The organism is Pectobacterium wasabiae CFBP 3304 (genome assembly GCF_001742185.1).
Classification (GTDB): domain Bacteria; phylum Pseudomonadota; class Gammaproteobacteria; order Enterobacterales; family Enterobacteriaceae; genus Pectobacterium; species Pectobacterium wasabiae.
In genome coordinates this window covers 4,851,391-4,877,093 of sequence record NZ_CP015750.1, presented here as the reverse complement: position 1 = coordinate 4,877,093, position 25,703 = coordinate 4,851,391, and the positions used below count along the sequence as shown (strand labels likewise).

28 protein-coding genes are annotated in these 25,703 nt (G+C 47.1%); 12 read left to right on the top strand and 16 right to left on the bottom strand.

Annotated features, from left to right (window positions below; genetic code table 11):
• Positions 1-7: 7 nt before the first annotated feature.
• The 10 genes from flgC (at position 8) to flgL (ending at position 9,738) form a co-directional block, all read left to right on the top strand.
• A complete protein-coding gene (gene flgC / locus A7983_RS22200; protein WP_005970694.1) occupies positions 8-412 on the top strand; it encodes a flagellar basal body rod protein FlgC in 405 nt (134 codons plus the stop codon).
• 15 nt (positions 413-427) lie between these two features.
• On the top strand, positions 428-1,102 hold the full coding sequence (flgD, locus tag A7983_RS22195; protein WP_005970693.1) for a flagellar hook assembly protein FlgD: 675 nt from the start codon (positions 428-430) through the stop codon (positions 1,100-1,102).
• Between the two features lie 75 nt (positions 1,103-1,177).
• Positions 1,178-2,380 carry a flagellar hook protein FlgE gene (gene flgE / locus A7983_RS22190; RefSeq protein ID WP_005970691.1) on the top strand — a complete coding sequence of 401 codons (1,203 nt, stop codon included), beginning with the start codon at positions 1,178-1,180 and terminating at the stop codon, positions 2,378-2,380.
• A 21-nt stretch (positions 2,381-2,401) separates the two neighbouring features.
• On the top strand, positions 2,402-3,157 hold the full coding sequence (locus A7983_RS22185) for a flagellar basal body rod protein FlgF (RefSeq protein ID WP_005970689.1): 756 nt from the start codon (positions 2,402-2,404) through the stop codon (positions 3,155-3,157).
• 27 nt (positions 3,158-3,184) lie between these two features.
• Positions 3,185-3,967, top strand: a complete 783-nt coding sequence (gene flgG / locus A7983_RS22180) for a flagellar basal-body rod protein FlgG (protein WP_005970686.1) — start codon at positions 3,185-3,187, stop codon at positions 3,965-3,967.
• 182 nt (positions 3,968-4,149) lie between these two features.
• Positions 4,150-4,863, top strand: coding sequence for a flagellar basal body L-ring protein FlgH (flgH, locus tag A7983_RS22175; protein ID WP_005970684.1), 714 nt, complete (start codon positions 4,150-4,152; stop codon positions 4,861-4,863).
• Between the two features lie 16 nt (positions 4,864-4,879).
• Positions 4,880-5,989 (top strand): flagellar basal body P-ring protein FlgI, encoded by a 1,110-nt coding sequence (locus A7983_RS22170; RefSeq protein WP_005970681.1) that lies wholly within the window; start codon positions 4,880-4,882, stop codon positions 5,987-5,989.
• Positions 5,989-6,951: a flagellar assembly peptidoglycan hydrolase FlgJ gene (flgJ, locus tag A7983_RS22165; RefSeq protein WP_005970679.1), complete on the top strand. Its 963-nt coding sequence runs from the start codon at positions 5,989-5,991 to the stop codon at positions 6,949-6,951. The genes A7983_RS22170 and flgJ overlap by 1 nt, the downstream gene beginning before the upstream one ends.
• 125 nt (positions 6,952-7,076) lie before the next feature.
• The gene (flgK, locus tag A7983_RS22160) at positions 7,077-8,747 is read left to right on the top strand and encodes a flagellar hook-associated protein FlgK (RefSeq protein ID WP_005970677.1); all 1,671 of its coding nucleotides are present in this window, start codon (positions 7,077-7,079) and stop codon (positions 8,745-8,747) included.
• A 34-nt stretch (positions 8,748-8,781) separates the two neighbouring features.
• The gene (flgL, locus tag A7983_RS22155) at positions 8,782-9,738 is read left to right on the top strand and encodes a flagellar hook-associated protein FlgL (RefSeq protein ID WP_005970676.1); all 957 of its coding nucleotides are present in this window, start codon (positions 8,782-8,784) and stop codon (positions 9,736-9,738) included.
• A 405-nt stretch (positions 9,739-10,143) separates the two neighbouring features.
• Here the strand turns inward: flgL and fliR are convergent, their stop codons facing one another.
• The 13 genes from fliR to fliF form a co-directional block, all read right to left on the bottom strand.
• Positions 10,144-10,929 carry a flagellar biosynthetic protein FliR gene (fliR, locus tag A7983_RS22150; protein ID WP_005970674.1) on the bottom strand — a complete coding sequence of 262 codons (786 nt, stop codon included), beginning with the start codon at positions 10,927-10,929 and terminating at the stop codon, positions 10,144-10,146.
• Positions 10,930-10,931: 2 nt separating this feature from the next.
• A complete protein-coding gene (fliQ, locus tag A7983_RS22145; protein WP_005970673.1) occupies positions 10,932-11,201 on the bottom strand; it encodes a flagellar biosynthesis protein FliQ in 270 nt (89 codons plus the stop codon).
• Positions 11,202-11,212: 11 nt separating this feature from the next.
• On the bottom strand, positions 11,213-11,908 hold the full coding sequence (fliP, locus tag A7983_RS22140; RefSeq protein ID WP_172645140.1) for a flagellar type III secretion system pore protein FliP: 696 nt from the start codon (positions 11,906-11,908) through the stop codon (positions 11,213-11,215).
• Between the two features lie 77 nt (positions 11,909-11,985).
• Entirely contained in the window at positions 11,986-12,408 is a 423-nt protein-coding gene (fliO, locus tag A7983_RS22135; RefSeq protein ID WP_005970669.1) for a flagellar biosynthetic protein FliO, read from the bottom strand.
• On the bottom strand, positions 12,408-12,821 hold the full coding sequence (fliN, locus tag A7983_RS22130; protein ID WP_005970667.1) for a flagellar motor switch protein FliN: 414 nt from the start codon (positions 12,819-12,821) through the stop codon (positions 12,408-12,410). Before fliN ends, fliO begins: the two co-directional genes overlap by 1 nt.
• Positions 12,814-13,827: a flagellar motor switch protein FliM gene (fliM, locus tag A7983_RS22125; RefSeq protein ID WP_005970664.1), complete on the bottom strand. Its 1,014-nt coding sequence runs from the start codon at positions 13,825-13,827 to the stop codon at positions 12,814-12,816. Before fliM ends, fliN begins: the two co-directional genes overlap by 8 nt.
• Positions 13,828-13,832: 5 nt before the next feature.
• Positions 13,833-14,312, bottom strand: coding sequence for a flagellar basal body-associated protein FliL (fliL, locus tag A7983_RS22120; protein WP_005970662.1), 480 nt, complete (start codon positions 14,310-14,312; stop codon positions 13,833-13,835).
• Between the two features lie 155 nt (positions 14,313-14,467).
• A complete protein-coding gene (locus tag A7983_RS22115) occupies positions 14,468-15,760 on the bottom strand; it encodes a flagellar hook-length control protein FliK (protein WP_005970660.1) in 1,293 nt (430 codons plus the stop codon).
• A complete protein-coding gene (fliJ, locus tag A7983_RS22110; RefSeq protein WP_005970658.1) occupies positions 15,757-16,203 on the bottom strand; it encodes a flagellar export protein FliJ in 447 nt (148 codons plus the stop codon). Before fliJ ends, A7983_RS22115 begins: the two co-directional genes overlap by 4 nt.
• An 8-nt stretch (positions 16,204-16,211) precedes the next feature.
• The gene (gene fliI, locus A7983_RS22105) at positions 16,212-17,582 is read right to left on the bottom strand and encodes a flagellar protein export ATPase FliI (RefSeq protein ID WP_005970656.1); all 1,371 of its coding nucleotides are present in this window, start codon (positions 17,580-17,582) and stop codon (positions 16,212-16,214) included.
• Positions 17,582-18,304, bottom strand: coding sequence for a flagellar assembly protein FliH (fliH, locus tag A7983_RS22100; RefSeq protein WP_005970654.1), 723 nt, complete (start codon positions 18,302-18,304; stop codon positions 17,582-17,584). The genes fliI and fliH overlap by 1 nt, the downstream gene beginning before the upstream one ends.
• Positions 18,297-19,289 carry a flagellar motor switch protein FliG gene (gene fliG, locus A7983_RS22095; RefSeq protein WP_005970652.1) on the bottom strand — a complete coding sequence of 331 codons (993 nt, stop codon included), beginning with the start codon at positions 19,287-19,289 and terminating at the stop codon, positions 18,297-18,299. The genes fliH and fliG overlap by 8 nt, the downstream gene beginning before the upstream one ends.
• Positions 19,286-20,998: a flagellar basal-body MS-ring/collar protein FliF gene (gene fliF, locus A7983_RS22090; RefSeq protein ID WP_005970651.1), complete on the bottom strand. Its 1,713-nt coding sequence runs from the start codon at positions 20,996-20,998 to the stop codon at positions 19,286-19,288. Before fliF ends, fliG begins: the two co-directional genes overlap by 4 nt.
• 258 nt (positions 20,999-21,256) lie before the next feature.
• Here fliF and fliE point away from each other — a divergent pair, with 258 nt between their 5' ends.
• Positions 21,257-21,571 (top strand): flagellar hook-basal body complex protein FliE, encoded by a 315-nt coding sequence (gene fliE / locus A7983_RS22085; RefSeq protein WP_005970649.1) that lies wholly within the window; start codon positions 21,257-21,259, stop codon positions 21,569-21,571.
• Positions 21,572-21,668: 97 nt separating this feature from the next.
• On the opposite strand, the gene fliT is transcribed toward fliE, so the two are convergent.
• The 3 genes from fliT to fliD are packed head-to-tail and all read right to left on the bottom strand — an operon-like array spanning position 21,669 to position 23,867.
• Positions 21,669-22,004 (bottom strand): flagella biosynthesis regulatory protein FliT, encoded by a 336-nt coding sequence (fliT, locus tag A7983_RS22080; RefSeq protein WP_005970647.1) that lies wholly within the window; start codon positions 22,002-22,004, stop codon positions 21,669-21,671.
• Between the two features lies 1 nt (position 22,005).
• Positions 22,006-22,413: a flagellar export chaperone FliS gene (gene fliS, locus A7983_RS22075; protein ID WP_005970644.1), complete on the bottom strand. Its 408-nt coding sequence runs from the start codon at positions 22,411-22,413 to the stop codon at positions 22,006-22,008.
• A 14-nt stretch (positions 22,414-22,427) separates the two neighbouring features.
• Positions 22,428-23,867, bottom strand: coding sequence for a flagellar filament capping protein FliD (fliD, locus tag A7983_RS22070; RefSeq protein WP_005970642.1), 1,440 nt, complete (start codon positions 23,865-23,867; stop codon positions 22,428-22,430).
• A 269-nt stretch (positions 23,868-24,136) separates the two neighbouring features.
• Between fliD and A7983_RS22065 the strand changes: the two genes are divergently transcribed.
• The gene (locus A7983_RS22065; RefSeq protein WP_167354035.1) at positions 24,137-25,408 is read left to right on the top strand and encodes a FliC/FljB family flagellin; all 1,272 of its coding nucleotides are present in this window, start codon (positions 24,137-24,139) and stop codon (positions 25,406-25,408) included.
• Positions 25,409-25,703: the final 295 nt, after the last annotated feature.

Sequence of the window (25,703 nt, the reverse complement as noted above, 5' to 3'; positions counted from 1 at the left end):
AAGATTCATGTCGTTATTAAATATATTCGAGATTTCAGGCTCAGCGCTCTCTGCGCAATCTCAGCGTCTGAATGTGAGCGCCAGTAATCTGGCTAACGCAGACAGTGTAACGGGCCCAGATGGTGAGCCTTATCGTGCCAAACAGGTTGTATTCGAAGTGAATGCAGCTCCTGGGCAGTCAACTGGCGGTGTGCGCGTTGCTAATGTTATCGAAGATCCATCGCCTGCGCGTCTGGTTTACGAACCGGGCAACCCACTGGCTGATGGACAGGGATACGTTCGCATGCCGAATGTTGACCCAGTAGCAGAAATGGTGAACACCATTTCTGCATCGCGTAGTTATCAGGCAAACGTCGAAGTTTTGAATACGACAAAGTCGATGATGATGAAGACGTTAACGATCGGGCAATAATCGGGAGACGAAATAATGTCTATAACAACTAATGATACTTCCTCAGCAGCTAGAACACAGAGTACATCGTCGACAACGGCGATAGAGAAGAATAGCAGCGCCGATCTTCAAAATCAGTTTTTGACGCTTCTTGTTGCTCAGTTGAAGAATCAAGACCCGACGAATCCGATGAGTAACGATCAACTGGTAAGCCAACTTGCTCAGCTCAATACGGTCAGCGGTATTGAAAAGTTGAACACCACTCTGGGTTCTATCTCCGGTCAGATCAATAATAACCAATCCACGCAAGCAACAACGCTGATTGGTCGCAGCGTTATGGTTCCAGGAAAAGAAATCCTTGTTGGTAAGGAAACGAGTACTCCTTTTGGTGTTGAGCTGGAAAAAGCGGCTGAAGCTGTCACCGTCACCATCAATGATGCGACAGGCAAAGCTGTTCGTACTGTCGAATTGGGGACGCTTTCTGCTGGAGTTCACTCATTCAACTGGGATAGTAAACTTTCTGATGGTTCGGTTGCACCTGATGGCGCTTATACCTTCACAGTTGCTGCCAGCACTGGTGGGGCGCAGCAGGTTGTCCAGCCATTGAGCTATGCGGTTGTAAATAGTGTTGTTCGCGGTGATAGCGGTGCATTGCTGGATTTAGGTCTGCGCGGCAGAGCCACCATGGATGATGTCAGACAGATTCTGTAACGGTATAAATTTCATAGTATTCCAGTGAGACTCACTATCTGGAATACGATTTAATCAATTTATCTGGAGAGCGACATGGGTTTTTCTCAGGCGGTCAGTGGTTTAAACGCTGCATCTAATAACCTGGATGTTATCGGTAATAACATCGCTAACTCAGCAACAGTGGGATTTAAATCCGGGACTGTCACATTTGCCGATATGTTTGCCGGTTCTAAAGTCGGTATGGGTGTGAAAGTCGCATCGGTATTGCAGGATTTCGGTAATGGTACTGTGACGTCGTCCTCGCGGGATCTAGACATCGCGATTAGCGGCGGTGGTTTTTACCGTCTGCAAGACACCAATGGTTCTACTTATTACAGCCGTAATGGTCAGTTTATGCTGAACGGCCGTAATATCGTCAACGCACAAGGCATGCAGTTGACGGGCTACCCAGTTGCGGGTACGCCGCCCGTTGTTCAAACGGGTGCCGATCCCGTACCGTTGACTGTTCCTGATGGCGATATGCTGTCGCGTGCGACAACAGCAGCTACCTTGAAAGCTAACCTGAAATCTTCTGACGCCGTTCCAACAGGCTCTTGGGCCACAACGCCTGGTGCCGAAGGCACTTATAACAGCAAGACAGCGCTAACAACCTATGACAGTCAGGGTAACGTGCACAACTTCACCCTGTATTTTGTTAAAACGGCGAACAATACATGGAGTACTTACGCCAAGGATGACTCAATCACTCCTGCCACGTACCAACCCGCAGGGACGCTGAATTTTTCTGCGAATGGCGCGTTAACAGGGCATACGCCTTTTACGATCCAGATTGTTGGCACAAATGGGGCTGCAACGAACAACTTTGCTCTCGATCTGACTGGTAGCGTGCAACAAAACACAGAATATAGCTACAAAAGCCCAATTCAGAATGGTTTTGCTCCAGGGTCGCTAACGGGTTTTGCTATTAACGACAATGGTATAATCGAGGGCAGCTACAGCAACGGCCAGAAGCAAGCTCTAGGGCAGATTCTTCTTGCTAGTTTTGCCAACCCAGAAGGTTTGTCACCTGAAGGTGATAACGCGTGGTCTGAAACGGCAAGTTCTGGTCAGGCTGTTGTTGGTCTTGCGGGCACGGGCAGTTTAGGTAAGCTGATCGGCAAATCCACCGAAAGTTCGAACGTTGACCTAAGTAAAGAACTGGTCAATATGATTGTGGCGCAGCGTAATTACCAGTCGAACGCGCAGACCATCAAAACACAGGATTCCATTCTGCAAACGCTGGTTAGCCTGCGTTAATTATCCTAACGGGGACATTGCATGGATCACGCGATTTATACGGCAATGGGTGGCGCGAGTCAGTCATTGGAAAAGCAGGCGATTACTGCGAACAACTTGGCGAACGCCTCAACGCCGGGTTTCCGGGCACAGCTTTCCGCATTGCGCGCTGTACCGGTAAATGGGTTGACACTGCCCACCCGAACGTTGGTTGTCGCTTCAACGCCTGGCGCTGATATGACTGAAGGCGTGATGAATTATACTGGTCGTGCAATGGATGTTGCTTTACCGAAAGAGAGTTGGCTGGCAGTGCAAACGGCTAATGGCGGTGAGGCGTACACCCGTAATGGTAATATGGAGATCAGTGCTGATGGGCAGTTGACTATCCAAGGGCGTGTGGTGATGGGCGACGGTGGGCCGATTGATATTCCCCCGCAGGCTCAGATCAGTATTTCTCCTGATGGTACGATTTCTGCTCTTAATGCCGGTGATCCGCCGAATACCATTGCCCAGTTAGGTCGTCTGAAGCTCGTCAAGGCTACCGGACAAGAAGTTGAGCGGTCTGATGATGGGCTATTTCGCTTGACGCAACAGGCTCAGCAACAACGTGGTAATGTGCTGCAAAACGATCCTACCGTGCGTATTATGCCGGGTGTGATTGAAGGCAGTAATGTGAACACGGTCGATACTATGGTCGATATGATTGCTAATGCTCGTCGCTTTGAAATGCAGATGAAAGTCATTAGCAGCGTCGACGATAATGCACAACGCGCTAATCAGATATTAGCAATGGGTTAAGCGCCGAGTGCGCACAGGAGTGAATAAATGATCCGTTCTTTGTGGATTGCCAAAACCGGTTTGAATGCTCAGCAAACCAATATGGACGTTATTTCCAATAACTTGGCAAACGTCAGTACCAACGGTTTCAAACGCCAGCGTGCGGTATTTGAAGACTTGATGTATCAAACTATTCGTCAGCCCGGAGCTCAGTCTTCAGAGCAAACCATGCTACCGTCCGGTTTGCAATTAGGGACCGGGGTTCGTCCTGTGTCAACGGAGCGTATCCATACTCAAGGAACGTTTTCCGAGACGGGTAACTCGAAGGACGTTGCTATTAAAGGTCAGGGATTCTTTCAGGTTCAGTTGCCTGACGGTACAACTGCTTATACGCGTGACGGTGCCTTCCAGCTTGATGGTAACGGCCAGTTAGTGACGTCCAGTGGTTATCAGGTTCAGCCTGCCATTACCGTTCCAGCGAATGCGACTGAACTGAATATTGGCCGTGACGGTATTGTCAGCGTAAAATTGCAAGGACAGGCGGCAACAAATCAGATTGGCCAGTTGACGCTGACGACCTTTATTAACGATAGCGGTCTTGAGAGTATGGGCGAAAACCTGTATCTGGAAACTGCGAGTTCAGGTGCGCCGAATGAATCAAACCCGGGTTTGAATGGCGCGGGTTTACTGTTTCAGAAATATGTTGAAACCTCCAATGTCAACGTGGCTGAAGAGCTGGTATCGATGATACAAACTCAGCGTGCCTACGAAATCAACAGTAAAGCGATTTCTTCTTCTGACCAGATGTTGCAGAAATTGACTCAACTGTAATGTCGTAACCCGCTAATTTCAGTCATGAGAGCGGCTGCTCTGATGCTTGGTGTTGGCAACATAGACAGTGTTTAACGGGGTAATGAAGATCATAAGCAGCCCAGTGAATGGGGTAAATATGGTTTTGATTTACCCCGTGAATATGTGAAATAGATTAATTTAAGGCGATATCCGCAGTGATAATGAATGCAAAGTCGGTTATCAAACCACTCCGCCGACCCCGTCTGTTGGCATTGATCGCGATGTTAGCACTTAACGGTTGCGCCTATATTCCGCATGATAAAGTTGTCACTGGGCCTACGACGGCTCAGCCGGGATCGCCAGTATTAGCCGGTCCTAATGGCTCTATTTTCCAGACCGTGCAGCCGATGAATTATGGTTACCAACCGATGTTTGAAGATCGTCGCCCACGCAATATTGGCGACACATTGACGATCGTATTGCAGGAAAATGTTAGCGCCAGTAAAAGCTCATCAGCGAATGCTGCCCGTAATGGGGCATCAACATTTGGTGTGGCGACAACGCCACGTTATCTCGAAGGGCCGCTAGGTAATAACCGTGCATCGCTGGATGCTACTGGGACGAACGATTTTTCAGGGAAAGGTGGTGCCAATGCGAATAACACGTTTAGCGGTACGATTACGGTCACGGTCGGTCAAGTACTTGCTAATGGCAACCTACATGTCGTTGGCGAAAAGCAAATTGCGATTAATCAGGGGACTGAGTTTATCCGTTTCTCTGGGGTAGTAAATCCGAGAACGATTAGCGGTAACAACTCTGTACCATCAACCCAGGTTGCGGATGCGCGTATTGAATATGTCGGTAATGGCTATATCAACGAGGCGCAAAACATGGGCTGGTTGCAGCGGTTTTTCCTCAATGTTTCTCCGTTCTAAGTTTAAGAGGCCTGCCATGCGGATTGCATCATTTTTCACAGTACTGCTGACGTTACTGGTGCTGAATATTTCTCCAGCGTCGGCAGAGAGAATTCGCGATCTGGTTAATATCCAGGGAGTACGCGGTAATGCGTTGATTGGTTACGGTTTAGTTGTCGGGTTGGATGGTTCCGGTGACCAGACCATGCAGACACCGTTTACCACGCAAAGCTTAACGAATATGCTCTCTCAGTTGGGGATTACTGTGCCTGCCGGCACCAACATGCAATTGAAAAACGTTGCTGCGGTGATGGTAACGGCGGAACTCCCTGCTTTCGGTAGATCAGGCCAGAATATTGATGTCGTTGTATCTTCACTCGGTAATGCGAAGAGCCTGCGGGGCGGGACGCTGTTAATGACCCCATTAAAAGGGGTAGATAATCAAGTATACGCCTTGGCTCAGGGGAACGTTTTGGTTGGCGGTGCTGGGGCTTCCGCTGGCGGAAGCAGTGTTCAGGTTAACCAGTTAGCCGGTGGACGAATCAGCAACGGTGCTGTTATTGAACGAGAGTTGCCCAGTACATTTGGCGCGTCAAATACGATTATGCTGCAACTGAAAAATGACGATTTCTCAATGGCGCAGAAAGTGAGTGATGCGATCAATCGCTCTGGATATGGCGGTACAGCGTCTCCGCTGGACTCTCGCACTATTCAGGTCCTCGCTCCACATGGCAATAGTTCTCAGGTTCGCTTTTTGGCCGATGTCCAGAATATTGAGGTCAACGTCGGTATTCAGGATGCCAAGGTCGTGATCAATTCTCGTACCGGTTCTGTCGTAATGAATCGTGATGTAACACTAGATAGCTGCGCTATCGCTCAGGGTAACCTCTCTGTGACGATTAACCAGCAGGCTAATGTCAGTCAGCCTAATACCCCATTTGGCGGCGGTCAGACGGTTGTGACCCCGCAAACAGAGATCTCTGTTCAGCAAGCGGGCGGTGCGTTACAGCGAGTTAACTCCAGCGCCAACCTCAACAACGTCGTGCGTGCATTGAATTCTCTGGGCGCGACGCCGATGGAGCTGATGTCTATTCTGCAGGCGATGCAAAGCGCTGGTTGTTTGCGTGCCAAACTGGAAATTATCTGATGAGTGATATGCAGACGCTGAATAATGCTGCCTATGATGCGCAGTCCCTGAATACGTTGAAGCGTGAAGTTTCAGGTAATCCTCAAAGTAAAGAGGGCATCAGGGCGGTTGCGCAACAGATGGAAGGCGTGTTTGTCCAATTGATGATGAAAAGCATGCGTTCTGCTATTCCGCAGGACGGGCTCTTCAGCAGCGATCAGACGCGTCTGTATACCTCAATGTATGATCAACAAATTGCTCAAGAGATTTCGACTAAGGGCAAGGGGCTTGGGCTCGCAGATGTCATGGTTGAACAGTTGAGCCGACAATCCACTGATGTTACGGCAGCTAAAGCTACTGTTCCCTCGGTTCCATTAACATTTGATGGTGATGTGCTCAAAAGTATGCCAACCATGGCAATGGAGCAGATGGTTCGCAAAGCGCTTCCTAAATTGCCAAGTGCCGGTTCAGCGTTACCATTATCTAATAGCAATTTTGTATCGCAGATTGCCTTGCCCGCCCAGATTGCCAGCCAGCATAGTGGTATACCTCATCACCTTATCATCGCCCAGGCTGCGCTTGAATCTGGCTGGGGGCAACGTGAAATTCCTACTGAAGATGGGCGGCCAAGCCACAATTTGTTCGGCATTAAGGCGGGCGGTAGTTGGAATGGGCCAACAACGGAGATAACCACAACAGAGTACGAGCAAGGCGTGGCCAAAAAAGTAAAAGCCAGCTTCAGAGTTTACGATTCCTATATTGAAGCCATTGGCGACTATGTGAAATTACTGACTAACAACCCACGCTATTCTGCAGTGATGAGCGCAGGAACGGCTGAGCAAGCCGCTCATGCGTTGCAAAAAGCGGGCTATGCAACAGATCCGCAATATGCTCAGAAACTGGTTAGTATGATTCAGCAAATGAAGAGTTCAGGTGAGAAAGTAGCTAAAGCCTACACTCATGATTTGAGTCGGCTATTTTGATTTTTTTATTCAAGATTTGTGCTTCCTGACCGATAAAGTAATTAACTTATGTAGCAGATTTGCTGCTTTCAGCATTTAGTTAACTGCGCAAGGCGAGAGAGCCTGTGTAAAAGGAACAACACCCTATGTCCAATTTAATCAACACCGCGATGAGCGGCTTAAAAGGTGCCCAGGTTGCGCTGAGCACCGTGAGTAACAACATTAGTAACCAGGCTGTTATTGGATATAGTCGGCAAAATACGATAATTGAACAAGCGATTAGTAGCAGCACATCGGCTGGATATATAGGCAACGGTGTTAATGTTGTTAGCGTTGATCGCCAATATAATGAGTTTATCAGCAACCAGTTGCGCTCTGCGCAAACGACAAGTAGTTCAGTTTCTACCTACTACGAGCAGATATCTAAGATTGATAATCTGCTGGCCAGTAGTACCACCAGCCTTTCATCAACGATACAGGGCTTCTTTTCGAACCTGCAAAACCTCACCAGCAATTCGGGCGATTCCGCTACTCGCCAAACTGTACTGGGTAAAGCCGAAGGGCTGGTAAACCAATTTAAAGTCACGGATAAATATTTGCGCGACATGGATAGTGGTCTGAATACACAAATTCAAAGCACTGTTGGCCAGATTAATACGTATACCGATCAGATCGCATCGTTAAATAACGAAATCACGAAGCTAATGGGAGCAAATAGTGGCACCATGCCTAATGATTTGCTTGATCAGCGCGATGTTTTGGTCAACCAACTGAATAAATTAGTGGGTGTTGATGTCGTTGTTCAGGATGGAACGGTTTATAACGTTGCATTGAAGAATGGCACGAGTCTGGTTCAGGCTGGAACTAGCAATCAATTGGTTGCAATAAGTTCGAGCAACGATCCGACCCGTCTTACGATTGGTTATAAAGACCAAACAGATGATGTCGTTACGTTGAATGAGGGCTCATTAACTGGCGGTTCATTAGGTGGATTGATCTCTTTCCGTTCGGAGACGCTTGATGGGACTCGTAATCAGTTAGGGCAGTTAGCACTGGCATTTGCTGATGCGTTTAATGCTCAACATCAGGAAGGTTATGACCGTGATGGTGTCAAAGGTGGTGATTTCTTCTCATTTGGAAAATCTGTTGTTCTGAATGATTCAAAAAATGGTGGCAATGCGGTACTAACGCCATCTTATACTGATACCAAAGACGTGCAGGCAACGAATTATACGGTTAAGTATGATGGTAGTAACTGGCAGGTTACCCGTTTGTCTGACAACTCGAAATTTACAGCAACGGTCGATACTTCTGATAACAGCCTGAATTTTGATGGCATCAAGATGGTCATGACGGGGACTCCCGCAACGAATGACAGTTTCCTACTTAAGCCAGTAAATGATGTCATTATTGATATGAAAGTGGCTATTTCCGATTCTAATAAAATCGCGGCAGCCGCTGCTTTTGATGCAGATGGTAATTCCATTCCTTTTGGTGGTGTGAGTGATAACACCAATGCCAAAGCGTTACTTGCGTTGCAAAATGAAAAAATTGTAGGTAATAAAGCTAGTATTTCCGGCGCATATGCAGGGCTAGCAGGCTCGATTGGCAACCAGACCAGCACGCTGAAGATAAATAACATATCGCAGCAAAACGTTGTTAAGCAACTAACGGCAGAACAGCAGTCTGTATCTGGTGTAAATCTGGATGAAGAATACGGCGATCTGATGCGTTATCAGCAATACTACATGGCAAATGCTCAGGTCATCAAAACAGCACAATCCATATTTGATGCGCTTTTAGCGGCTCGTGGCTAATCTACTGACCATTTGATAAAGAGGAATTGATACCATGCGCTTAAGTACCAGCATGATATACCAGCAAAATATGCAAGGCGTTACCAATGGTCTGGCTACATGGCAAAAAACGGGTGAGCAGTTGTCAACCGGTAAACGTGTCGTGAACCCATCGGATGATCCAATAGCCGCAGCGAATGTGATTATGCTTGGTCAGGCTCAGTCAGAGAATGGACAATACACGTTGGCGAGAACTTTTGCTAAGCAAAGTATGTCATTAGAAGATTCAATCTTGGATAAAAGTATTACTACCATTACCAGCGCATTGACGGAAGTTATTAACGGTGGCGGTATCAGGAGCGACGATGATCGAAAATCAAATGCGATTGCGCTGCGCGGAATGAAGGCTGAATTGTTGAATTTGGCGAACAGTACCGATGGTAATGGTAATTATATCTTTGCTGGTTATCAGACTGATAAGGTTCCCTTTACTGAAGATGCAACTGGCGTTAAATATGTAGGTGGAAACCAGGCTATCTCACAGCGCGTAGATGCGGCCCGAGATATGAATGTTAGCCATATTGGTTCTGCGGTGTTCAATGGTGCAACTGGCGATGCGAAAAAAGAGCCAGATGGTAGTATTCAGTCTGATTTATTTGAAACGCTGGATATCGCAATTAAAGCACTCGAAACACCGCTTGCCGGTGCCGATGATGCAACAAAAGCTGATGTTGAGGCAAAATTGGCAACGGCCAATCGTGGTTTAAACAATGCTATAAATAATTTTTCTGCTGTCCGCTCGGAGTTGGGTATCCAACTTAACGAGATCGATAATCTAGATTTCATCGGTAAAGATCGTGATGTGGCTAACCGATCAACGTTGTCAGCGTTGCAGGATACCAATTGGGTCGAAGCAATTTCATCTTATATGATGCAACGGGATTCTTTGCAGGCGTCTTATACCGCGTTTCAGAGTATGCAGGGCATGTCATTGTTTCAGACGAACCGTTAATGGGTGAAGCTGAGTGATATTCTGTGCATTCAAATTTGGATACGCTTAAACCGGGCGTATTTTTTAGGCATGTTACTCTTTCATTATACTGAATGGTGACATGCCGTTTTTTATTTCCTATCACTCTGAGTTATTCTCTATATTCCCTTTTATACATAGACTGTTCGTATGTATTTATTCCTCACCCCATCGACTAAGATCTGGCATACCATTCATCATGTGACGATGAAAACGACGATCGTAATAAATCAAATGTAATAAAGGGCCGTATCAGAATTGATATGCGAAACGGTAGGTATGTCATTGATGTTACAAGGTAGCGTCGAGTGGAATGGTTTTGTGACCATCAATCTCTATTTCAAGTTCATGCTCGATGAGTAGTTATTTGTTGAACTCGCCTTGCTGTTAGGAACTTGATAATTGGCTAAGAATATCAGCGAGTAAATCAAATACCTCACTGAATAAATGTTCTGCGAATGGTGGGATTAGCGGGAGTAATAAACCTAATGTCATGATTCCGACAGTGAGGGTAATTGGGAAGCCAACAACAAATATTGAAAGTTGAGGTGCCATACGGTTGAGCATGCCTAACGCCAGGTTGATAGTCAGCAACAGGGTTATGATGGGCAGCGCCAGCATCAATCCGTTAATAAAAATCAATCCGCCGGCACGCGCAAGCGCGAGGAATGCATGGCTATTAATTGGAGTGGTACTGATGGGCAGAGTATGGAAGCTATCTGCCAATAGCGAGATCAACCAGAGGTGCCCATCAAAGGTTAAAAACAGTAATATGGCGAGGATATTCAGGAAACGCGCTATTACTGGCATATTTGGGCCGCCAGTCGGATCAAAAAAAGTCGCAAAGGCAAGTCCCATCTGTAGACCAATGAGTTCACCCGCATGGCGAATAGCGGCAAATGCCAACTGCATTGACAAGCCGAGTGTTATCCCGATGAGAATTTGCTGTATTAGCAGCCACACGCCTGCGACAGAAAAAATAGGTGTTGTATTTAGAGGTAAATAGGGTGCAACGAGCAGGGTAATCAGTACTCCCAAGCCTATCTTCACTCGGTTACCGATCGCTCTTTCGTTAAAAACTGGTGCGGTACTGATCAGTGCGAGAATTCGGACAAAAGGCCAGAAAAACTGGCTAACCCAATTCGCCATGTCCCAACTGTTAAACGTCAGCATGTTTACCCAATAATATTAGGTAACTGGCCGAATAGCGTACGCATATAGTCCAGCATGAGGTTTAACATCCAAGGCCCTGCGATCACTAAGGTGAAGAATACGGTTAGGATTTTAGGGATAAACGATAATGTCATTTCGTTTATTTGGGTGGCTGCCTGCAAAAGGCTAATCGTCAGCCCGCTGAGCAGCGCTGCTAGCAGGGGAGGTGCCGCTAGTGCCAATGCGACTTTCATTGCTTCATAACCCAGTGCCATCACCGATTCTGGTGTCATAGTCGCATCCCCTAACTATAAAAACTTTGTGCTAATGAACCGAGTAGCAGTTGCCAACCATCGACTAATACGAAAAGCATGAGTTTAAAAGGTAAAGAAATAGTTGCCGGAGGAACCATCATCATCCCCAGAGCCATCAGTACACTGGCAACAACGAGGTCGATGATAAGAAAAGGAATAAAGACAGTAAAACCAATTTGGAAAGCTGTTTTTAGCTCACTTGTTACAAATGCAGGGAGAAGTACGCGCATAGGTACTGCTTCAGGCCCCTGAATCTCTGGAATTTCTGCCAGTCTGGTAAACAGTGCTAGATCGGTTTCCCGCGTTTGCCGCAGCATGAACTCACGCACTGGTTCCGCGCCGCGTTCAATGGCGACTTCCATACTGATTTGATCCTGGCTGAATGGAAGGTAGGCTTCGTCATAAACGCGGTTTAATACTGGCGACATGACAAAAAATGTCAGGAACAACGTCAATCCTAGCAACACTTGGTTTGGTGGCGCGGTGGGTGTCCCCAAAGCATTACGTAACAAACTTAGTACGATGATGATTCGGGTGAAACTGGTCATCATCAGTAATGCGGCAGGAATAAACGTTAATGACGTGAGGAAAACCAACGTCTGTACTGGTAGCGTCCAACTTTGCCCGCCATTAGGTAATGGTTGAGTCACAATTCCAGGAAGTTGTGCCCATACCGATGGCGCCATGAATAATAAACTGATGGCTAAACTGTAGCGCAATGCACGAAGCAAAGTAGTGATACGAAAATATTTAGGCAAAGCACTCATTCCGATTTTTCCGGACGCTTTAAAATTTTCTTTAACAGTTGGTTGAAATCTACCGGCGTGCTATCGCCAGCGGATGAACTGTCATTGATTGGTTGTACTGGGAGTGTATGCAGTGGTGTGATTTGTTGAGCTGTAACACCTAACACCAGCCAGGTATTATCAACTTCGACAATAACGACACGCTCACGTTGCCCGATAGGGCAACTGGATACGACTTTTAGCAACTTGTTTTGCTTGGCTTGCGGCACAAAACCGAGTTTACGGGCAAGCCAGGCAATCAATAAAATAAATAATAAAATGCCGGCCAGCACGCTACCAACCTGTGTCAGTAGCATGCTGCCAGTAAGTGGTGGTTCGGTAGCAAGAGTCGACTGCTGGCTTGCTACCGAAGTAGGAGATGATACCGAAGCTGTTACCATTAACGACTCAGGCGGCGCATACGTTCGGAAGGTGTCATGATATCGGTAATACGGACACCATACTTGTCAGAGACGACGACGACTTCACCCTGAGCGATCAAATAGCCGTTGATCAGGATATCCAGTGGTTCACCCGCTAAGCCATCAAGCGCAACAACAGAGCCCTGGGTCAGACGCAGGAGTTCTTTTATTGTCATTTTGGTCCTGCCGAGTTCTACAGTGAGTTTGACCGGGATGTCCAATATCAGATCGATATCTTGTAGAGCACCCAGCGGGTCATGACCGTCTAGCGATTTAAAAATCCCTTCCGTTGTCGCGGCCGGTTTTTCTGCAGCCTGCTGCTCGTTAAATGCATCAGCCCACAGATCGTCCACTGATTCCTTGTCGTCGGACGGTTTCTTGGTGTCACTCATGGGGCTGTTCCTCGTTATCCAGAGAATTCAATATAGGGTTAATCAAATGTTCAACACGTAGAGCATATTGCCCGTTCAATGTACCATATTGGCTGGTCAGTACTGGCACGCCGTCAACATGGGCAACGATTTTTTCAGGTTTGTCGATCGGTAACACATCGCCGGGTTGTAACTTAAGAATCTTGGACAGCCTCAGCGGGATATCAACAAAATTTGCGACTAATTCCAGTTCGGAATGTTGTACCTGTTTAGCTAAGGTATCTCGCCAGCTCTGATCTTCCTGACGTGAATTTTCCAATGGCGGATTTGCGAGTAGTTCGCGCAGCGGCTCAATCATTGAAAAAGGAATACAGATATTAAATTCGCCAGTTAATGAACCGATTTCAACATGAAACGGTGTAGTTACGACAATATCATTAGGAGACGTTGTAATATTGGTAAACTTGACCTGCATTTCTGAACGCACGTATTCGATATCAAGTTTGTAAATCGCATTCCAAGCTTCACCATAGGCCTCAAGAGCCAAGCGTAACATTCGCTTGACCACGCGCTGCTCAGTATGAGTAAACTCGCGACCTTCGACCTTAGTCGGAAAACGGCCATCACCGCCGAAGAGGTTATCTACGGCGATAAACACCAAACTTGGCGAAAATACGAATAGCGCGGTGCCACGTAGTGGCTTTAAGTGAATCAAGTTCAGGTTTGTTGGGACCGGAAGGTTCCTGGCAAACTCGTGATAAGGCTGGATCTTGATCCCACCCACAGTAATATCCGGGCTACGGCGCAACAGGTTAAACAGCGCCATGCGGAACTGGCGTGCGAAACGTTCATTAATGATTTCTAATGCTTGTAAACGCTCACGGATAACGCGCCGTTGAGTATTCGGATCATAGGGTTTGACATCCCCATCCGTTTTTGATGAAGCACTTGCGTCAGCGTCACTATTGCCGCTGTCGCCATTTAATAGTGCATCAATTTCTGCTTGTGAAAGAATGCTATCGCCCATAATGGTTACCGCAGTATAAAGGCCGTGAACAGAACATCAGTAACGACCTGGTTAGGTTGACCAGGAACTAATGGCGGGCTTAGCACTTGCTTAATTTGCTCTATCAGCTTCTGTTTGCCTTGCTCATTGGCAAGCGCGATAGCGTCCTGACGAGAAAGTAATAATAACAGTCTGCTGCGAACTTCAGGCAGGTAGTTCGTAAACCGCGTGCGCGTTGCTTCATCTGGCAAACGTAGTGTGAATCCAACATATAACACACGGTCAGGATCATTATCTGCATTGACGAGATTAACGGTAAAAGTATCCAGTGGCATGAAAACAGGCTCTGGCGGTGGCGGTGCTTCCTGCTCAGCCGTTGCCGCATTTTTCTGACTTAATAGCCACCAAGCGGTGCCCGCAGCAGCAGTCGAAGCGAGGGCAACGATAATCAGTAGTATTAGCCAAACAGACCGTTTACGTCCTGGTCGAACTTGCATATCAGACATAGCCAAAGATAGTTCCCGTTACTTATCGATATTTATTGCAGGATGAAATTAACAATAAATAAATGCGTAATGTCGATGATTATCCTGCCTATTGCAATCTTCAATACAGAGAATAGGCAGGGAAAACCGTGCTAACTTATTCGTTTACTTCACTTTCAAGCAAAGATATCAACGCCGTTGACTGATGATGCCATTGCTTTTAGCTGTTCTGGAACGTTTAATGATTCATTCGTACTTTCTGGCGAGTGATCAAATTGTTGCTGGTAAGACGAACCATGGTTATTACCATCATTGTTATTACTAGCCATTTGCTGCTGCCAGGCTGATGAATCACTGCCGACGCTGCTCTGCCCAAGGTTAATGCCGCTTTCAGCCATCGCATTACGTAAGTGTGGTAGCGCAGCTTCCAGCGCTGAACGAACCTGGCTGTTTGCAGAGACCAAATGAATTTGGGCCTGGTTATCGTCGATTTTTAGACTGATGTGCAGAGCGCCCAATTCTTGTGGATTCAAACGCAATTCTGCCGTCTGCTGACCATTGCGGCTAAACATAACAATCTGTTGGCCCAACGCGTCTTGCCACTGTGGTGAGCCAAACGGCGCGTTCAGTTGTGCGCTTGTTGCTTGAGGTGCTGAGCCGGTGCTTCCCACTGTTGCCGGTTGAATGTGCATAGCCTGAACTACTGGTGATGTTGTTTGAGACGCCCCGTTGACAGACTCAAGCGCATTGCGATCGCCAGCAAGGGAATGCGGTGTTGCCAGAGAAAATTTTGCAATATCATCCGCAGACTCGTTCGCAGTCGATGAGGTTTGCTTGGTGACATGCTGCAGATCGCGTGGTACATCAGCACCGTTATCCGGCATCATTGCTGTGCCGAACAGTTTTGCCAGTGTGCTTTTAGCGCTTTCACTCGTACTGCTTGGTACAGCAGATGCGGGAGATCCACTCTGGCGTTTCGCCTCAATGAGTCCCGGAATATTCAGACCTGTCGTATTAACGGCAGTCGCTGAGATACTATCGGTGGTAGTTTGCGCCGTCGGCAGTGGTGCTGTTTGCAACATAGCGAGTAGTGCCTGCATTGTAGTTGCATCGTCTGCAGTATTGTCGCTGTCTTTTTTATCCAGACCTTTCAATTTTGCCTGCTCTGCAATTTCTGGATTTTGCTTACCCGCCGTAACGCTTGCACCAGTCAGAGAACTAAATGAAGAAAGTAGGGCATTTAAGTCATCGCGGCTGAGAGAAGCATTATCTTTCCCTAAAGCGCTTAGCAGAACATCTTCGTCCACTTTATCGAGCGTCTTTGTACTCGATGTATCGGCTACTTGTGATATACGTGCTCTCAACAGATCAACAAAATCTTTTGGCAGTCCACCTTGTGTCAGCAAAGAAATAGAAGAGCTGCTCGTATCACTGGCAGTGGTAGCTATAGGTAACGCGGACAGATTCATGATTCTGTTTTCCTCTGTGAGGCCCGTTGGGCAAATTCATCCATTTGTTTTTGTTCTATTTTATTTTCTTTAGCAAGCTGTTTTGTCAGTTCACGATCTTGCAATTTTTCAAAAGCGTTCAATCGCTGCTGTTTTTCTTGCCAACTCTTCATCGCTAAATCTAAACGTGATGTCCACTGCGAGAGTTGTTGTCTGTGTTGCTCAATTGCACCGTCCAACGTTCGGATGAACTGCTGATAATTTTGCCAACTATTATTCGCCATACCTGCGGACATCGTCGAGTTCAATTTTTGACGATAGTCATCCAGATAGTTTAACAGCATATTGAGCTGCTGTTCGGCTTGTTGATGTGCTTGACGCACCTGACCTAACTGGCCTGCCGCTTTCTCAACGTCTTTCTGCGCCAGTTCGCGTAGTGTAACCAGCGGTGACTGGGTTTTCATCTGCTCTCCTACTCGTTACGAGGGAAAATAGTGTGCAATGCCTGGCAGGATTCATCATAGTTACTTTGTTCAAACATTCCTTGCTGCAAGAAGGCTTCCAAGTGAGGATAGAGCCGAATCGCCTTGTCAAGCATAGGGTCACTGCCTGCAGCGTAGGCCCCAACGCTGACTAAATCACGGTTACGTTGGTAGCTGGATAATAACTGTTTAAACTGTCTTACAGAAGCATAGTGGCCTTCATCAATCAGTGCTGTCATCGCACGGCTAATTGATGCTTCAATATCAATAGCTGGATAATGACCAGACTCAGCCAACTGGCGGGACAACACGATATGCCCGTCCAAGATAGCCCGAGCAGAGTCGGCGATAGGATCCTGCTGATCGTCACCTTCCGTCAGAACAGTATAGAAGGCGGTGACTGAACCACCTCCGTGAATACCATTACCCGCACGCTCTACCAGCGCGGGTAATTTTGCGAACACAGAAGGCGGATAACCCTTGGTTGCCGGTGGTTCGCCAATAGCTAATGCAATTTCACGCTGTGCCATGGCATAACGCGTGAGCGAGTCCATGATTAGCAGAACGTGATGCCCGCGATCGCGAAAATCTTCAGCAATACGTGTGGCATAGGCTGCCCCCTGCATTCTCAACAATGGAGAAACATCCGCTGGGGCGGCAATAACGACAGAACGCGCTCGTCCTTCTGTGCCAAGGATGTTCTCGATAAAATCTTTTACTTCCCGGCCACGTTCGCCGATAAGGCCAACGACAATGACGTCAGCCTGAGTATAGCGTGCCATCATACCCAATAACACACTTTTACCTACCCCCGAACCAGCAAACAAGCCCATTCGCTGTCCTCGACCCACAGTGAGCAAGGCATTAATGGCTCGAACTCCTACATCCAGAACACTTTCGATTGGTGTTCTCTGTAATGGGTTGAATGGTGGTGTAATCAACGGTGCGCGGTAGCCTGTATCTGGTGCGGGTAAACCATCCAGCGGTTTCGCGCTACCATCCAGCACTCGCCCCAGTAATTCAGGGCCTAAGGGCAATTGCTTTCCTTGGCTACTACTGTCTTGGCCAACACGAGCGTAAACACGAGCCCCAGGAGTAATGCCTTCAACTTCCTCAAGCGGCATGAGAAAGAGTTTTTGTCCGTTGAAACCGACAACCTCACTTTCGATTTCTTCAACCTGGGAACCGTTCTGCCGTTCAATAAGGCAGGTTGCGCCCAATGGCATATGCAACCCTGTTGCTTCCAACACCAAACCTGTTGCCCGGGTTAAGCGGCCGTAACGACGCACCGATGGTGTGTCATCAATACGCTTCTCAAATGAATCGAGAGAAGAGAGCCAGCGTCCAAGGCGCGAAGTCATCATAGCTCTCCCGGTGCAGCCAAACGGCAAAGTTCATGCCAACGTGTCGCTAGGCTGGCATCCAGATCGCCTTCTTCTGCACTGACCTTACAGCCTCCAGGGTGGAGTTGACCATCAGCCAGCAATCTCCAGCCATGTAAGCTAAGTGTTGGGCCCAAATATTGTTCAACGCGTTCTAAATCTGAAGGATGAACGCGTAATTGTGTCTTACCTGAAAACATAGGTTCTTGTTGGATCAATTGCTGTATTTGGCCAAGCAGGGCATTACCATCACATACAGGAGGTTGTCCCAAAATCTGTTTGGCTGCAGTCAGTGCGAGTTGCATCAGGCGAGCAGGGATCACACTGTCAAGTGTATCCAGCGTCTGTTGGAATTCAGTGACCATATTTTGCATCTGTTCAATGATCGGTTGCTGTTGCTGTAAAGCATTTTGCAAACCCTGCTGTTGCCCTTTAGCTAAACCTTCCTGATAACCTGCGTCATACCCTTGTTGATGGCCTTGTGCAAAGCCTGTTTCTCTGGCCTGTTGCATTGTGCTTTCGCGCAGAGACTCCATCTCATTCTCTGCGGAAAAGAGGATGTTCTCTTCACTGAAATGCTCCATTTCAGGCACATCGGGCTCATCATTTACCTGATAGGTTGGGGCGGACTTTGACGCTGGCTCAGCCAGATCGTTAAGCTGCCAAGGTTGCCAGGCCAGGTTTTTAGGGGCGTTAGACATAAGCATCCTCGCCGCCACCGATAATCATCTCGCCGCTGTCTGCCAGTCGACGAACGATAAGCAGTATCGCTTTCTGTTCGTTTTCGACCTGCGACATACGTACAGGACCGCGAGTCGTGAGGTCGTCGCGAAGAATTTCCGCTGCACGCTGAGACATATTGCGCAAGAATTTTTCGCGCAAAGGCTCTTCGGCGCCCTTCAGTGCCAGCAGCAGAGATTCGGACTCGACTTCTTGTAGAAGACGCTGAATGCTGCGATCGTCCACTTCCACCAGATTTTCGAACAGGAACATTTCGTCGATGATTTTCTGCGCGAGTTCACCATCGAATTCACGTACTGCGTCGATAACCGCTTCTTCCTGCTGGGTTTTCATCAGGTTGATAATCTCGGCCGCAGTACGAACACCACCCATCTTGCTGCGTTTAAGGTTTTGACCATCCAACAAGCCATTCAGAACGTCTGTCAACTCTGCCAGTGCGGAAGGCTGGACACCACCGAAGGTGGCGATACGCAGCATGACGTCATGTCGCAGGCGTTCGTCAAACAGGGCTAGGATATCGGCAGCTTGCGCCCGCTTCAGATGCACCAAAATTGTGGCGATGATCTGTGGATGTTCGTCGCGAATAAGGTCCGCGGCAATTTGCGGTTCCATAAAGTTGAGTGTTTCCATTCCACTTGAGGTGTCGCGGCTTTCAAGAATATCTTCCAGCAGGCTAGAGGCTCGTTCTTCACCGAGGGCTTTGACAAGCACTGAACGAAGATAGTCACCAGCATTCACACTTAACGCCGCGTATTGCTCAGCATCAGCCTCAAATTCCTTAAGTATCTCTACCAACTGTTGGTGTGATACCTGGCGCATATTGGCCATTGCCAAACTGAGGTGCTGTACCTCTTTGGCTGAAAGATGGGTAAACACTTCGGCGGCACGATCTTCGCCAATAGTCATCAATAAGATGGCGCTTTTTTCTGTTCCTGTCAGGGTCATAGTTCAGTACTCATCCATTGACGAATCACCAGAGCGACAACGCGTGGGTCGTTCTCCGCCAGTTCACGTATGCGGTTACTTTGCATTTCTGCACTGACGCGTTGCTGAGATTTTCGTTGTTGTTCAATTTCAGAGGTACTGAGGTTAACAACAACATCATCATCATTGCCTTTATTCAGGCTGGCTGCAGCCAGTGCCGCTTCTTGTTGCAGTTCTTTTTTCCGCAACTGTGGACGAACCAACTTACGCCACAAGATCCAGGCAACAATCAGAACAAGTAGCCAACGCCCGGCTTCCATCAGGAGATCGAAAAATGCCTGTTTTTGCCAGAAGGGGAGTTCACTAGAGCCTTCGGTACTGTCCATAAATGGCGTGTTAACAACATTTAAGGTATCACCACGTTCAGTCGAGAAGCCCATCGCTTCACGCGCGACCGTTTCAATCTGTTTGATCTGCTCTTCCGTCAGGGCTACAGGTTTGCCATCCTCACCAGGAGGTTGATAATTAACGATAACGGCTGCAGACAAGCGTTTTACACCACCAGTGCTGTGTTTGGTATGCAGGATCGTTTTGTCGACTTCATAATTTGTTGTTGCATCATTACGAACATTTGATGTCTGAATAACGGCATTAGCATTTGCTTGTGTGCCGCCCGCATTGTTCTGGTTTTGCTGGCCAGCAGTACCAGCCTGATTGTTTGCATTGTTTGGCGGCGTCGCGATAGGGGCTGTCGGCGCTGGTGCGGGCTGATTGGTCAATGCACCAGGAACCCCTCCTACGTTCGGGCCTCCTTTCTGCTCGCTCTGGCTGGTTTGTTGAGAACGAACCGCTGCTTTATCCGGTGGCTGATTGGGTTGATACTGCTCGTCGGTTTGTTCACGAGCGGAAAAATCGATTTGCGCAGTGACCTGAGCATGCACGTTCCCCATACCGACCATTGGCGCAATAATGGATTCTATCCGGCGCTGGTACATTGCCTCGACTTCATTGCTATATTTAAGCTGTGCCGCATTCATGTCGCGGCCGCTGCCACCTGCCTGAGTTAACAGGCGTCCGGTTTGATCGACGACAGTGACGTTATCCGGCGGGAGGCCAGCAACGCTGCTAGAGACCATGTAAACGATAGAATTTATCTGCCCTTCGTCTAATGCTCGGCCTGGTTGTAATGTCAGGGTGACAGAAGAGGAGGGCGATTTTTGCTCACGCACGAACAGTGACGGCTTAGGTATGGCAAGGTGAACTCGTGCATTTTGCACGGGACCGAGTGTTTCTATCGTTCTGGATAGCTCACCTTCCAGCGCACGTTGGTAATTAATCTGCTCGCTGAATTGGCTGATGCCAAACTTTTCCTTATCAAGCAATTCAAAGCCAACTGCGCCGCCTTTTGGCAGCCCTAACTGGGCAAGCCGCAGACGGGTCTCATAGACATTCGCGGCGGGAATCATGATAGCTCCGCCATTCTCCGCAAAGCGATAAGGGATATTCAGCTTTGTTAATTCGCTGACAATCGCACCGCCATCACGGTCATTTATATTGCTATAAAGAACCCGATAATCAGGGCCCTTAGCCCATAGAGTCAACGCGACGACAATGGCAATTGTCGCAGCGGCTGCGATCAAGAGCGGAATTTTCGGATTGGCGCGTAACCGGTTGAGTATTTCGCCAAAGCTATTTTTACCGGTAGCGGAGCCGGTTAATGAGGCGTTCATACTCTATCTCTGCTTGGTTGTTGAACGATATACTTAACGTTGTGACGTGACAAAACAGAACTCCCTGATTGCGCAATCAATAAATATTTCGCCTAGGTTTACCGGCATGTCATTATTTTCCGTAAAAGAAAAATCGATGGGTCGATAAGGTGGCATTTTTCACGCTAATTACCTCATTTAGACTAAGTGGGGTATGGTAGGGTATCGCTGTCATAAATGTATATAAAAAGCCTAATTAGTAGGGTTCAGCGAGGTAATATGTCGATTCAAGGTATTGATGGCGTTTTACAACAAATGCAGGTTAAAGCTCTACAAGCCTCGGGTACGCCAATAGCTAGGCCGTCGGTAGAACCTGGTTTTGCCAGTGAGTTGAAAGCGGCGATTAATAAGATTAGCGATACGCAACAGGTAGCTCGCGCGCAAGGCGAAAAATTCACCATGGGCGTGCCGGGTGTCGCATTGAATGATGTGATGGTGGATTTGCAAAAGTCATCTATTTCAATGCAGATGGGTATTCAGGTGCGTAATAAACTGGTGTCTGCGTACCAGGAAGTGATGAACATGTCTGTGTAAGATGATTCACTACCGAAAAAAGCATTATCAATATAAATGCCTGCACATGCAGGCATTTATATTATTATCGATTACTTAAATCGCTCGGTAGGCGCTGTTACTCGGAAAATTCACCATAGGCAGTATTAATGTTTTGCTGTGCAAGCGAGTTTTTCATTAGCAAACTGAGGTCATCCATTCTTTTACGTAACAGTTCCTTGATTTGAGATTCATTCTCAAGAATTTCACGTAAAATTCGGCGAAAATGCAGTTGCATAACACTGTCAAGATCGGTTGGGAGCGGTCTTTTAGTTAGATTTTCAACCAATTGAACGTAAACAATCTCCTGATCAACCAATTCATCCCATTGACCACCTGATGCTAATGCAAGAATTTTACGGCTTAGTGTTTGCAGTTGCTGATAATCTTTAAAAAGTTGATGGAGACTGCTCATGCTATTTTTCCTGAGGCGGCTGATAATGAGGGCCTATTTGACGCCAGGCGCTGGCAATGTTTTCCAGTAAAGTTTCAACTTCCTCTATTACCTTCACATCATTGTGAAGGTTAGCGATTATCAGGCGTTGCGTCATATAGTCATACAGCGCTGACAAATTTTCCGACAATTCGCCGCCCTTCTCCATATCTAGCCCAACTTTTAGGCCATTGCTAATGATATTGATAGCTTTTGATAAGGCTGCCCCTTTACCTGGAATGTCACCTTGTTCCAGTAAAATACGGGCACGCACCATCGAACTTTTTGCGCCATCAAACAGCATAACAATAAGTTGGTGTGGGTCTGCACTCATTACCGCACTTTCTACACCAACCTGGGCATAGGCTTGCGTGCCGGTTCTGCTATACATCGCGAGCCCCCTTTTTATTGACTTTTAGTTAATGCGGCAAATTGCTTGGTTAAGAAGTCGCCTGTGCTATTCATGTCTGAAACCAGCTTATCTAGTTGGCTGAACTGTTTCTTGTAGCGAGCGATGGTGTCATCAATACTCAGTTGGGTGCGAACTCTCGTTTTTTCTATCGTCTTTAATGTATCGGCGATACCGTCTTTGGCGATTTGAATTGCGCCTTTTTTGTCGCCCGTACTTGTGTCTAAGACGCCATCTAGGTAGGTATTAACTTGAGTCGCAAACCCGGTTTTTTTACCATCGCCGACGAAAAACTCTGTTACGCTGCTTGATTTTTCGGCCAGTGCGGTTTGCAATTTGTTTGCATCAATTTCTAACTTACCATCTTTAGGGTTTTGCTTAATACCCATTTCATTTAGCGTGCTGATACTCATTCCGCTTTGTGCGCTAGAGATTTGCGTTTTCAACGCGGTCTGAATACCACGTACCGTACTGTTGCCAAGTAGCACACCATTGCTACTGTCTGGCGTAGCGGTATTAGGATCCGTAGCTGTAAAATGTGTCACATTGCCAATAGTCGTCTGCAGTGAATTATAGGCATCGACCCACTCTTGAACCGCTTTCTTCATCGGAGCGGTATCGGTGGAAACAGTCAGTTTTTCTGCTGTACCGGGTACACTCTCAGCTTTTAGGGTCAATGATACGCCGTCAACGGCATCGGTGACGGTATTACTCTGGCGAGTAATAGTAATGCCATTTAATTTAACCACGGCATTTTCAGCAGCAGTTTGCTGTTTCATTGCGCCAGAGCCGGCACCGTCGTCTGGGGTATAGTTCAGTTTACTATTTAATAGGGCATCACCAGTGACACTAACGGTCATTTTGGCTTGAGTCCCCGTATCTTTTGCAGTAAGCGCTAAATAATAGGTGTTGTCATCGGCTTTGATAATGCTAGCGCTTACGCTACCGTTTGTTTTGTTGATCGCATCACGGATGCCCTCTAATGAGGTCTGTTTGTCCGTCAGTTGAATTTCCAACGGTTTTTCTTGACCTGGTTGGCTGATAGTGAGGGTGCGTGTGCCGCCGTCAGTGGCTGTACCAAGCGGGTCTTTGCTGCTGGAAAATTCGGATGAAAGTAAAGAGTGTGCTGTTGCCAGATTTTCCACTTCAACGCTGTACGAGCCAGAAGAAGCACTGCTGGACGTGGTTGCGGTAAACGCTTTGCTTTCGCCACTTGTTATTGACGTTTTATTAATGCTATTTGCTTTGGCCAAGGCTTCGTTAGCAGATTCCAGCTTGGTCAGCGCGGTTTTCAGCGTATCGAAAGCCGTATCACGGCTTTGGTAGGTTTTTTTCTGGTTGTTAACCGGGGTGATGCGTGACTGTTCGAATGCGGTCAACTGATCCAGAACAGCAGTAAAACCGCTGGTGGAGCCTGTAAAGCTGATATTAGCCATAATAATTCCTTTGATGGGGTCCAGACGTCATTAACTGTATATCGGCAGCCGTAGTAGAAAGTTTAGTATTACTGGGGCAATACGATTCTCATGAAGAACGCAATATTTTTACTTTGCCGCATGGTTTCATTCTACGAAGAAATTTCTAAAAATAATTAAAGCTTCTTTCAAGCACGCCGATACAGGTTAGGACGGTGATAAAAGCCGTGGGCAATAGCCCGAACTTTAAACCGACCCGAAATCGACTTAAATGCATAATAAGGAATATAATTATGGCAGTTATCAATACTAACAGCCTGTCTCTGACGGCTCAAAACAACCTGAATAAATCTCAGTCTGCACTGGGTACAGCTATCGAGCGTCTGTCTTCTGGCTTCCGTATCAACAGTGCTAAAGACGATGCTGCGGGTCAGGCTATCGCTAACCGTTTCACCGCTAACATCAAAGGCCTGACTCAGGCTGCACGTAATGCTAACGATGGTATCTCTGTTGCACAGACTACTGAAGGCGCGTTGAACGAAATCAACAACAACTTGCAGCGTATCCGTGAACTGGCAGTGCAGGCCGCTAACGGTTCTAACCAAGATGTTGACTTGGATTCAGTTCAAGGTGAAATCCAACAGCGTTTAGATGAAATTGACCGTGTATCTTCACAAACGCAGTTCAACGGCGTGAAAGTATTGGCTAGCGACCAAGGGTTGAAAATCCAGGTTGGTGCTAACGATAACGAAACTATCACTATCAATCTTCAGGAAATTACCAGCTCAACATTAGGTTTGGGTGGATTCTCTGTATCTGCAAGTTCTCCTAAATTAAGTAATTCAGTCACTCAACTTGGTGATGGCACAGCTGCACCTACAGCCCCTGATTTTACTGATGCACTAGCTTCACTTAACACTGGACTTGGTCTGACTGGCGATAAAGCGCTTACAGCTAAGGATGTTACTCTTCATAACGTATTAGATGCCAACGGTGCCGGTACTGCTCAATATGCTCTGAAAGTAGGTAACGATGTGTATGCCGCTAAGGTTACTGCTGGCGCTGTAGACGTTGTGAAAAGTACCACTACTGTTACAGATAATACATTAGGCGGTGGAGCAACGACTGTTACCTTGAATGATGCTCTGGTGAAATTAGGCGGTGATGGCACTACTGGATATGTTTCTTACCAAGGTAAAAACTATCAATCAGCAGACTTGGCTGGTGGTGCTACAACGGTAGCAGTAGGCGGTGCAACACCTACCGCTACATATGCAGCAGCTAAAACTGTAGATCCGTTAAAAGCGCTGGATGCTGCACTGTCAAAAGTTGACTCATTACGTAGTGATTTGGGTGCGATTCAAAACCGTTTTGAATCCACAGTAACTAACCTGAACAATACGGTAAATAACCTGACTAACGCTCGTAGCCGTATCCAGGATGCGGATATTGCGACTGAAGTGTCTAACATGAGCAAAAACCAGATCCTGCAACAAGCAGGTACTTCTGTGTTGGCACAGGCTAACCAGGTTCCACAGACCGTCCTGTCTCTGCTGCGTTAATCCTCTGATTAATGTAGTGAGCAATTCAGGGTGAAGTAAGTAGAGTATTTATTTGTTTCGTCCTGTAAATAATATAATCCCCGAATATTCGTATTCGGGGATTATTTATTGCTAACTTAAAAAAGCATTGTGTGGGCGTGATCATCAATAGATTTTGCTTCGCTTTATCGTTTCTAGGTTTTATCTTACAGGGCTGATAAACACTCCTTTTTAAGGCCTTTGGTGTCCATTATTGAGTATAGTTAAAGACGCCTGATATGATGAAGGCATGTTTTTACGTAAAGAAAAGAACCTA

What these genes read in the sequence shown, in the direction of transcription:
- flgC (WP_005970694.1), top strand. Translation starts at nt 8, where the DNA reads ATGTCGTTATTAAATATATTCGAGATTTCAGGCTCAGCGCTCTCTGCG.
- flgD (WP_005970693.1), top strand. Translation starts at nt 428, where the DNA reads ATGTCTATAACAACTAATGATACTTCCTCAGCAGCTAGAACACAGAGT.
- flgE (WP_005970691.1), top strand. Translation starts at nt 1,178, where the DNA reads ATGGGTTTTTCTCAGGCGGTCAGTGGTTTAAACGCTGCATCTAATAAC.
- A7983_RS22185 (WP_005970689.1), top strand. Translation starts at nt 2,402, where the DNA reads ATGGATCACGCGATTTATACGGCAATGGGTGGCGCGAGTCAGTCATTG.
- flgG (WP_005970686.1), top strand. Translation starts at nt 3,185, where the DNA reads ATGATCCGTTCTTTGTGGATTGCCAAAACCGGTTTGAATGCTCAGCAA.
- flgH (WP_005970684.1), top strand. Translation starts at nt 4,150, where the DNA reads ATGAATGCAAAGTCGGTTATCAAACCACTCCGCCGACCCCGTCTGTTG.
- A7983_RS22170 (WP_005970681.1), top strand. Translation starts at nt 4,880, where the DNA reads ATGCGGATTGCATCATTTTTCACAGTACTGCTGACGTTACTGGTGCTG.
- flgJ (WP_005970679.1), top strand. Translation starts at nt 5,989, where the DNA reads ATGAGTGATATGCAGACGCTGAATAATGCTGCCTATGATGCGCAGTCC.
- flgK (WP_005970677.1), top strand. Translation starts at nt 7,077, where the DNA reads ATGTCCAATTTAATCAACACCGCGATGAGCGGCTTAAAAGGTGCCCAG.
- flgL (WP_005970676.1), top strand. Translation starts at nt 8,782, where the DNA reads ATGCGCTTAAGTACCAGCATGATATACCAGCAAAATATGCAAGGCGTT.
- fliR (WP_005970674.1), bottom strand. Translation starts at nt 10,929, where the DNA reads ATGCTGACGTTTAACAGTTGGGACATGGCGAATTGGGTTAGCCAGTTT.
- fliQ (WP_005970673.1), bottom strand. Translation starts at nt 11,201, where the DNA reads ATGACACCAGAATCGGTGATGGCACTGGGTTATGAAGCAATGAAAGTC.
- fliP (WP_172645140.1), bottom strand. Translation starts at nt 11,908, where the DNA reads ATGGCGCCATCGGTATGGGCACAACTTCCTGGAATTGTGACTCAACCA.
- fliO (WP_005970669.1), bottom strand. Translation starts at nt 12,408, where the DNA reads ATGGTAACAGCTTCGGTATCATCTCCTACTTCGGTAGCAAGCCAGCAG.
- fliN (WP_005970667.1), bottom strand. Translation starts at nt 12,821, where the DNA reads ATGAGTGACACCAAGAAACCGTCCGACGACAAGGAATCAGTGGACGAT.
- fliM (WP_005970664.1), bottom strand. Translation starts at nt 13,827, where the DNA reads ATGGGCGATAGCATTCTTTCACAAGCAGAAATTGATGCACTATTAAAT.
- fliL (WP_005970662.1), bottom strand. Translation starts at nt 14,312, where the DNA reads ATGTCTGATATGCAAGTTCGACCAGGACGTAAACGGTCTGTTTGGCTA.
- A7983_RS22115 (WP_005970660.1), bottom strand. Translation starts at nt 15,760, where the DNA reads ATGAATCTGTCCGCGTTACCTATAGCTACCACTGCCAGTGATACGAGC.
- fliJ (WP_005970658.1), bottom strand. Translation starts at nt 16,203, where the DNA reads ATGAAAACCCAGTCACCGCTGGTTACACTACGCGAACTGGCGCAGAAA.
- fliI (WP_005970656.1), bottom strand. Translation starts at nt 17,582, where the DNA reads ATGACTTCGCGCCTTGGACGCTGGCTCTCTTCTCTCGATTCATTTGAG.
- fliH (WP_005970654.1), bottom strand. Translation starts at nt 18,304, where the DNA reads ATGTCTAACGCCCCTAAAAACCTGGCCTGGCAACCTTGGCAGCTTAAC.
- fliG (WP_005970652.1), bottom strand. Translation starts at nt 19,289, where the DNA reads ATGACCCTGACAGGAACAGAAAAAAGCGCCATCTTATTGATGACTATT.
- fliF (WP_005970651.1), bottom strand. Translation starts at nt 20,998, where the DNA reads ATGAACGCCTCATTAACCGGCTCCGCTACCGGTAAAAATAGCTTTGGC.
- fliE (WP_005970649.1), top strand. Translation starts at nt 21,257, where the DNA reads ATGTCGATTCAAGGTATTGATGGCGTTTTACAACAAATGCAGGTTAAA.
- fliT (WP_005970647.1), bottom strand. Translation starts at nt 22,004, where the DNA reads ATGAGCAGTCTCCATCAACTTTTTAAAGATTATCAGCAACTGCAAACA.
- fliS (WP_005970644.1), bottom strand. Translation starts at nt 22,413, where the DNA reads ATGTATAGCAGAACCGGCACGCAAGCCTATGCCCAGGTTGGTGTAGAA.
- fliD (WP_005970642.1), bottom strand. Translation starts at nt 23,867, where the DNA reads ATGGCTAATATCAGCTTTACAGGCTCCACCAGCGGTTTTACTGCTGTT.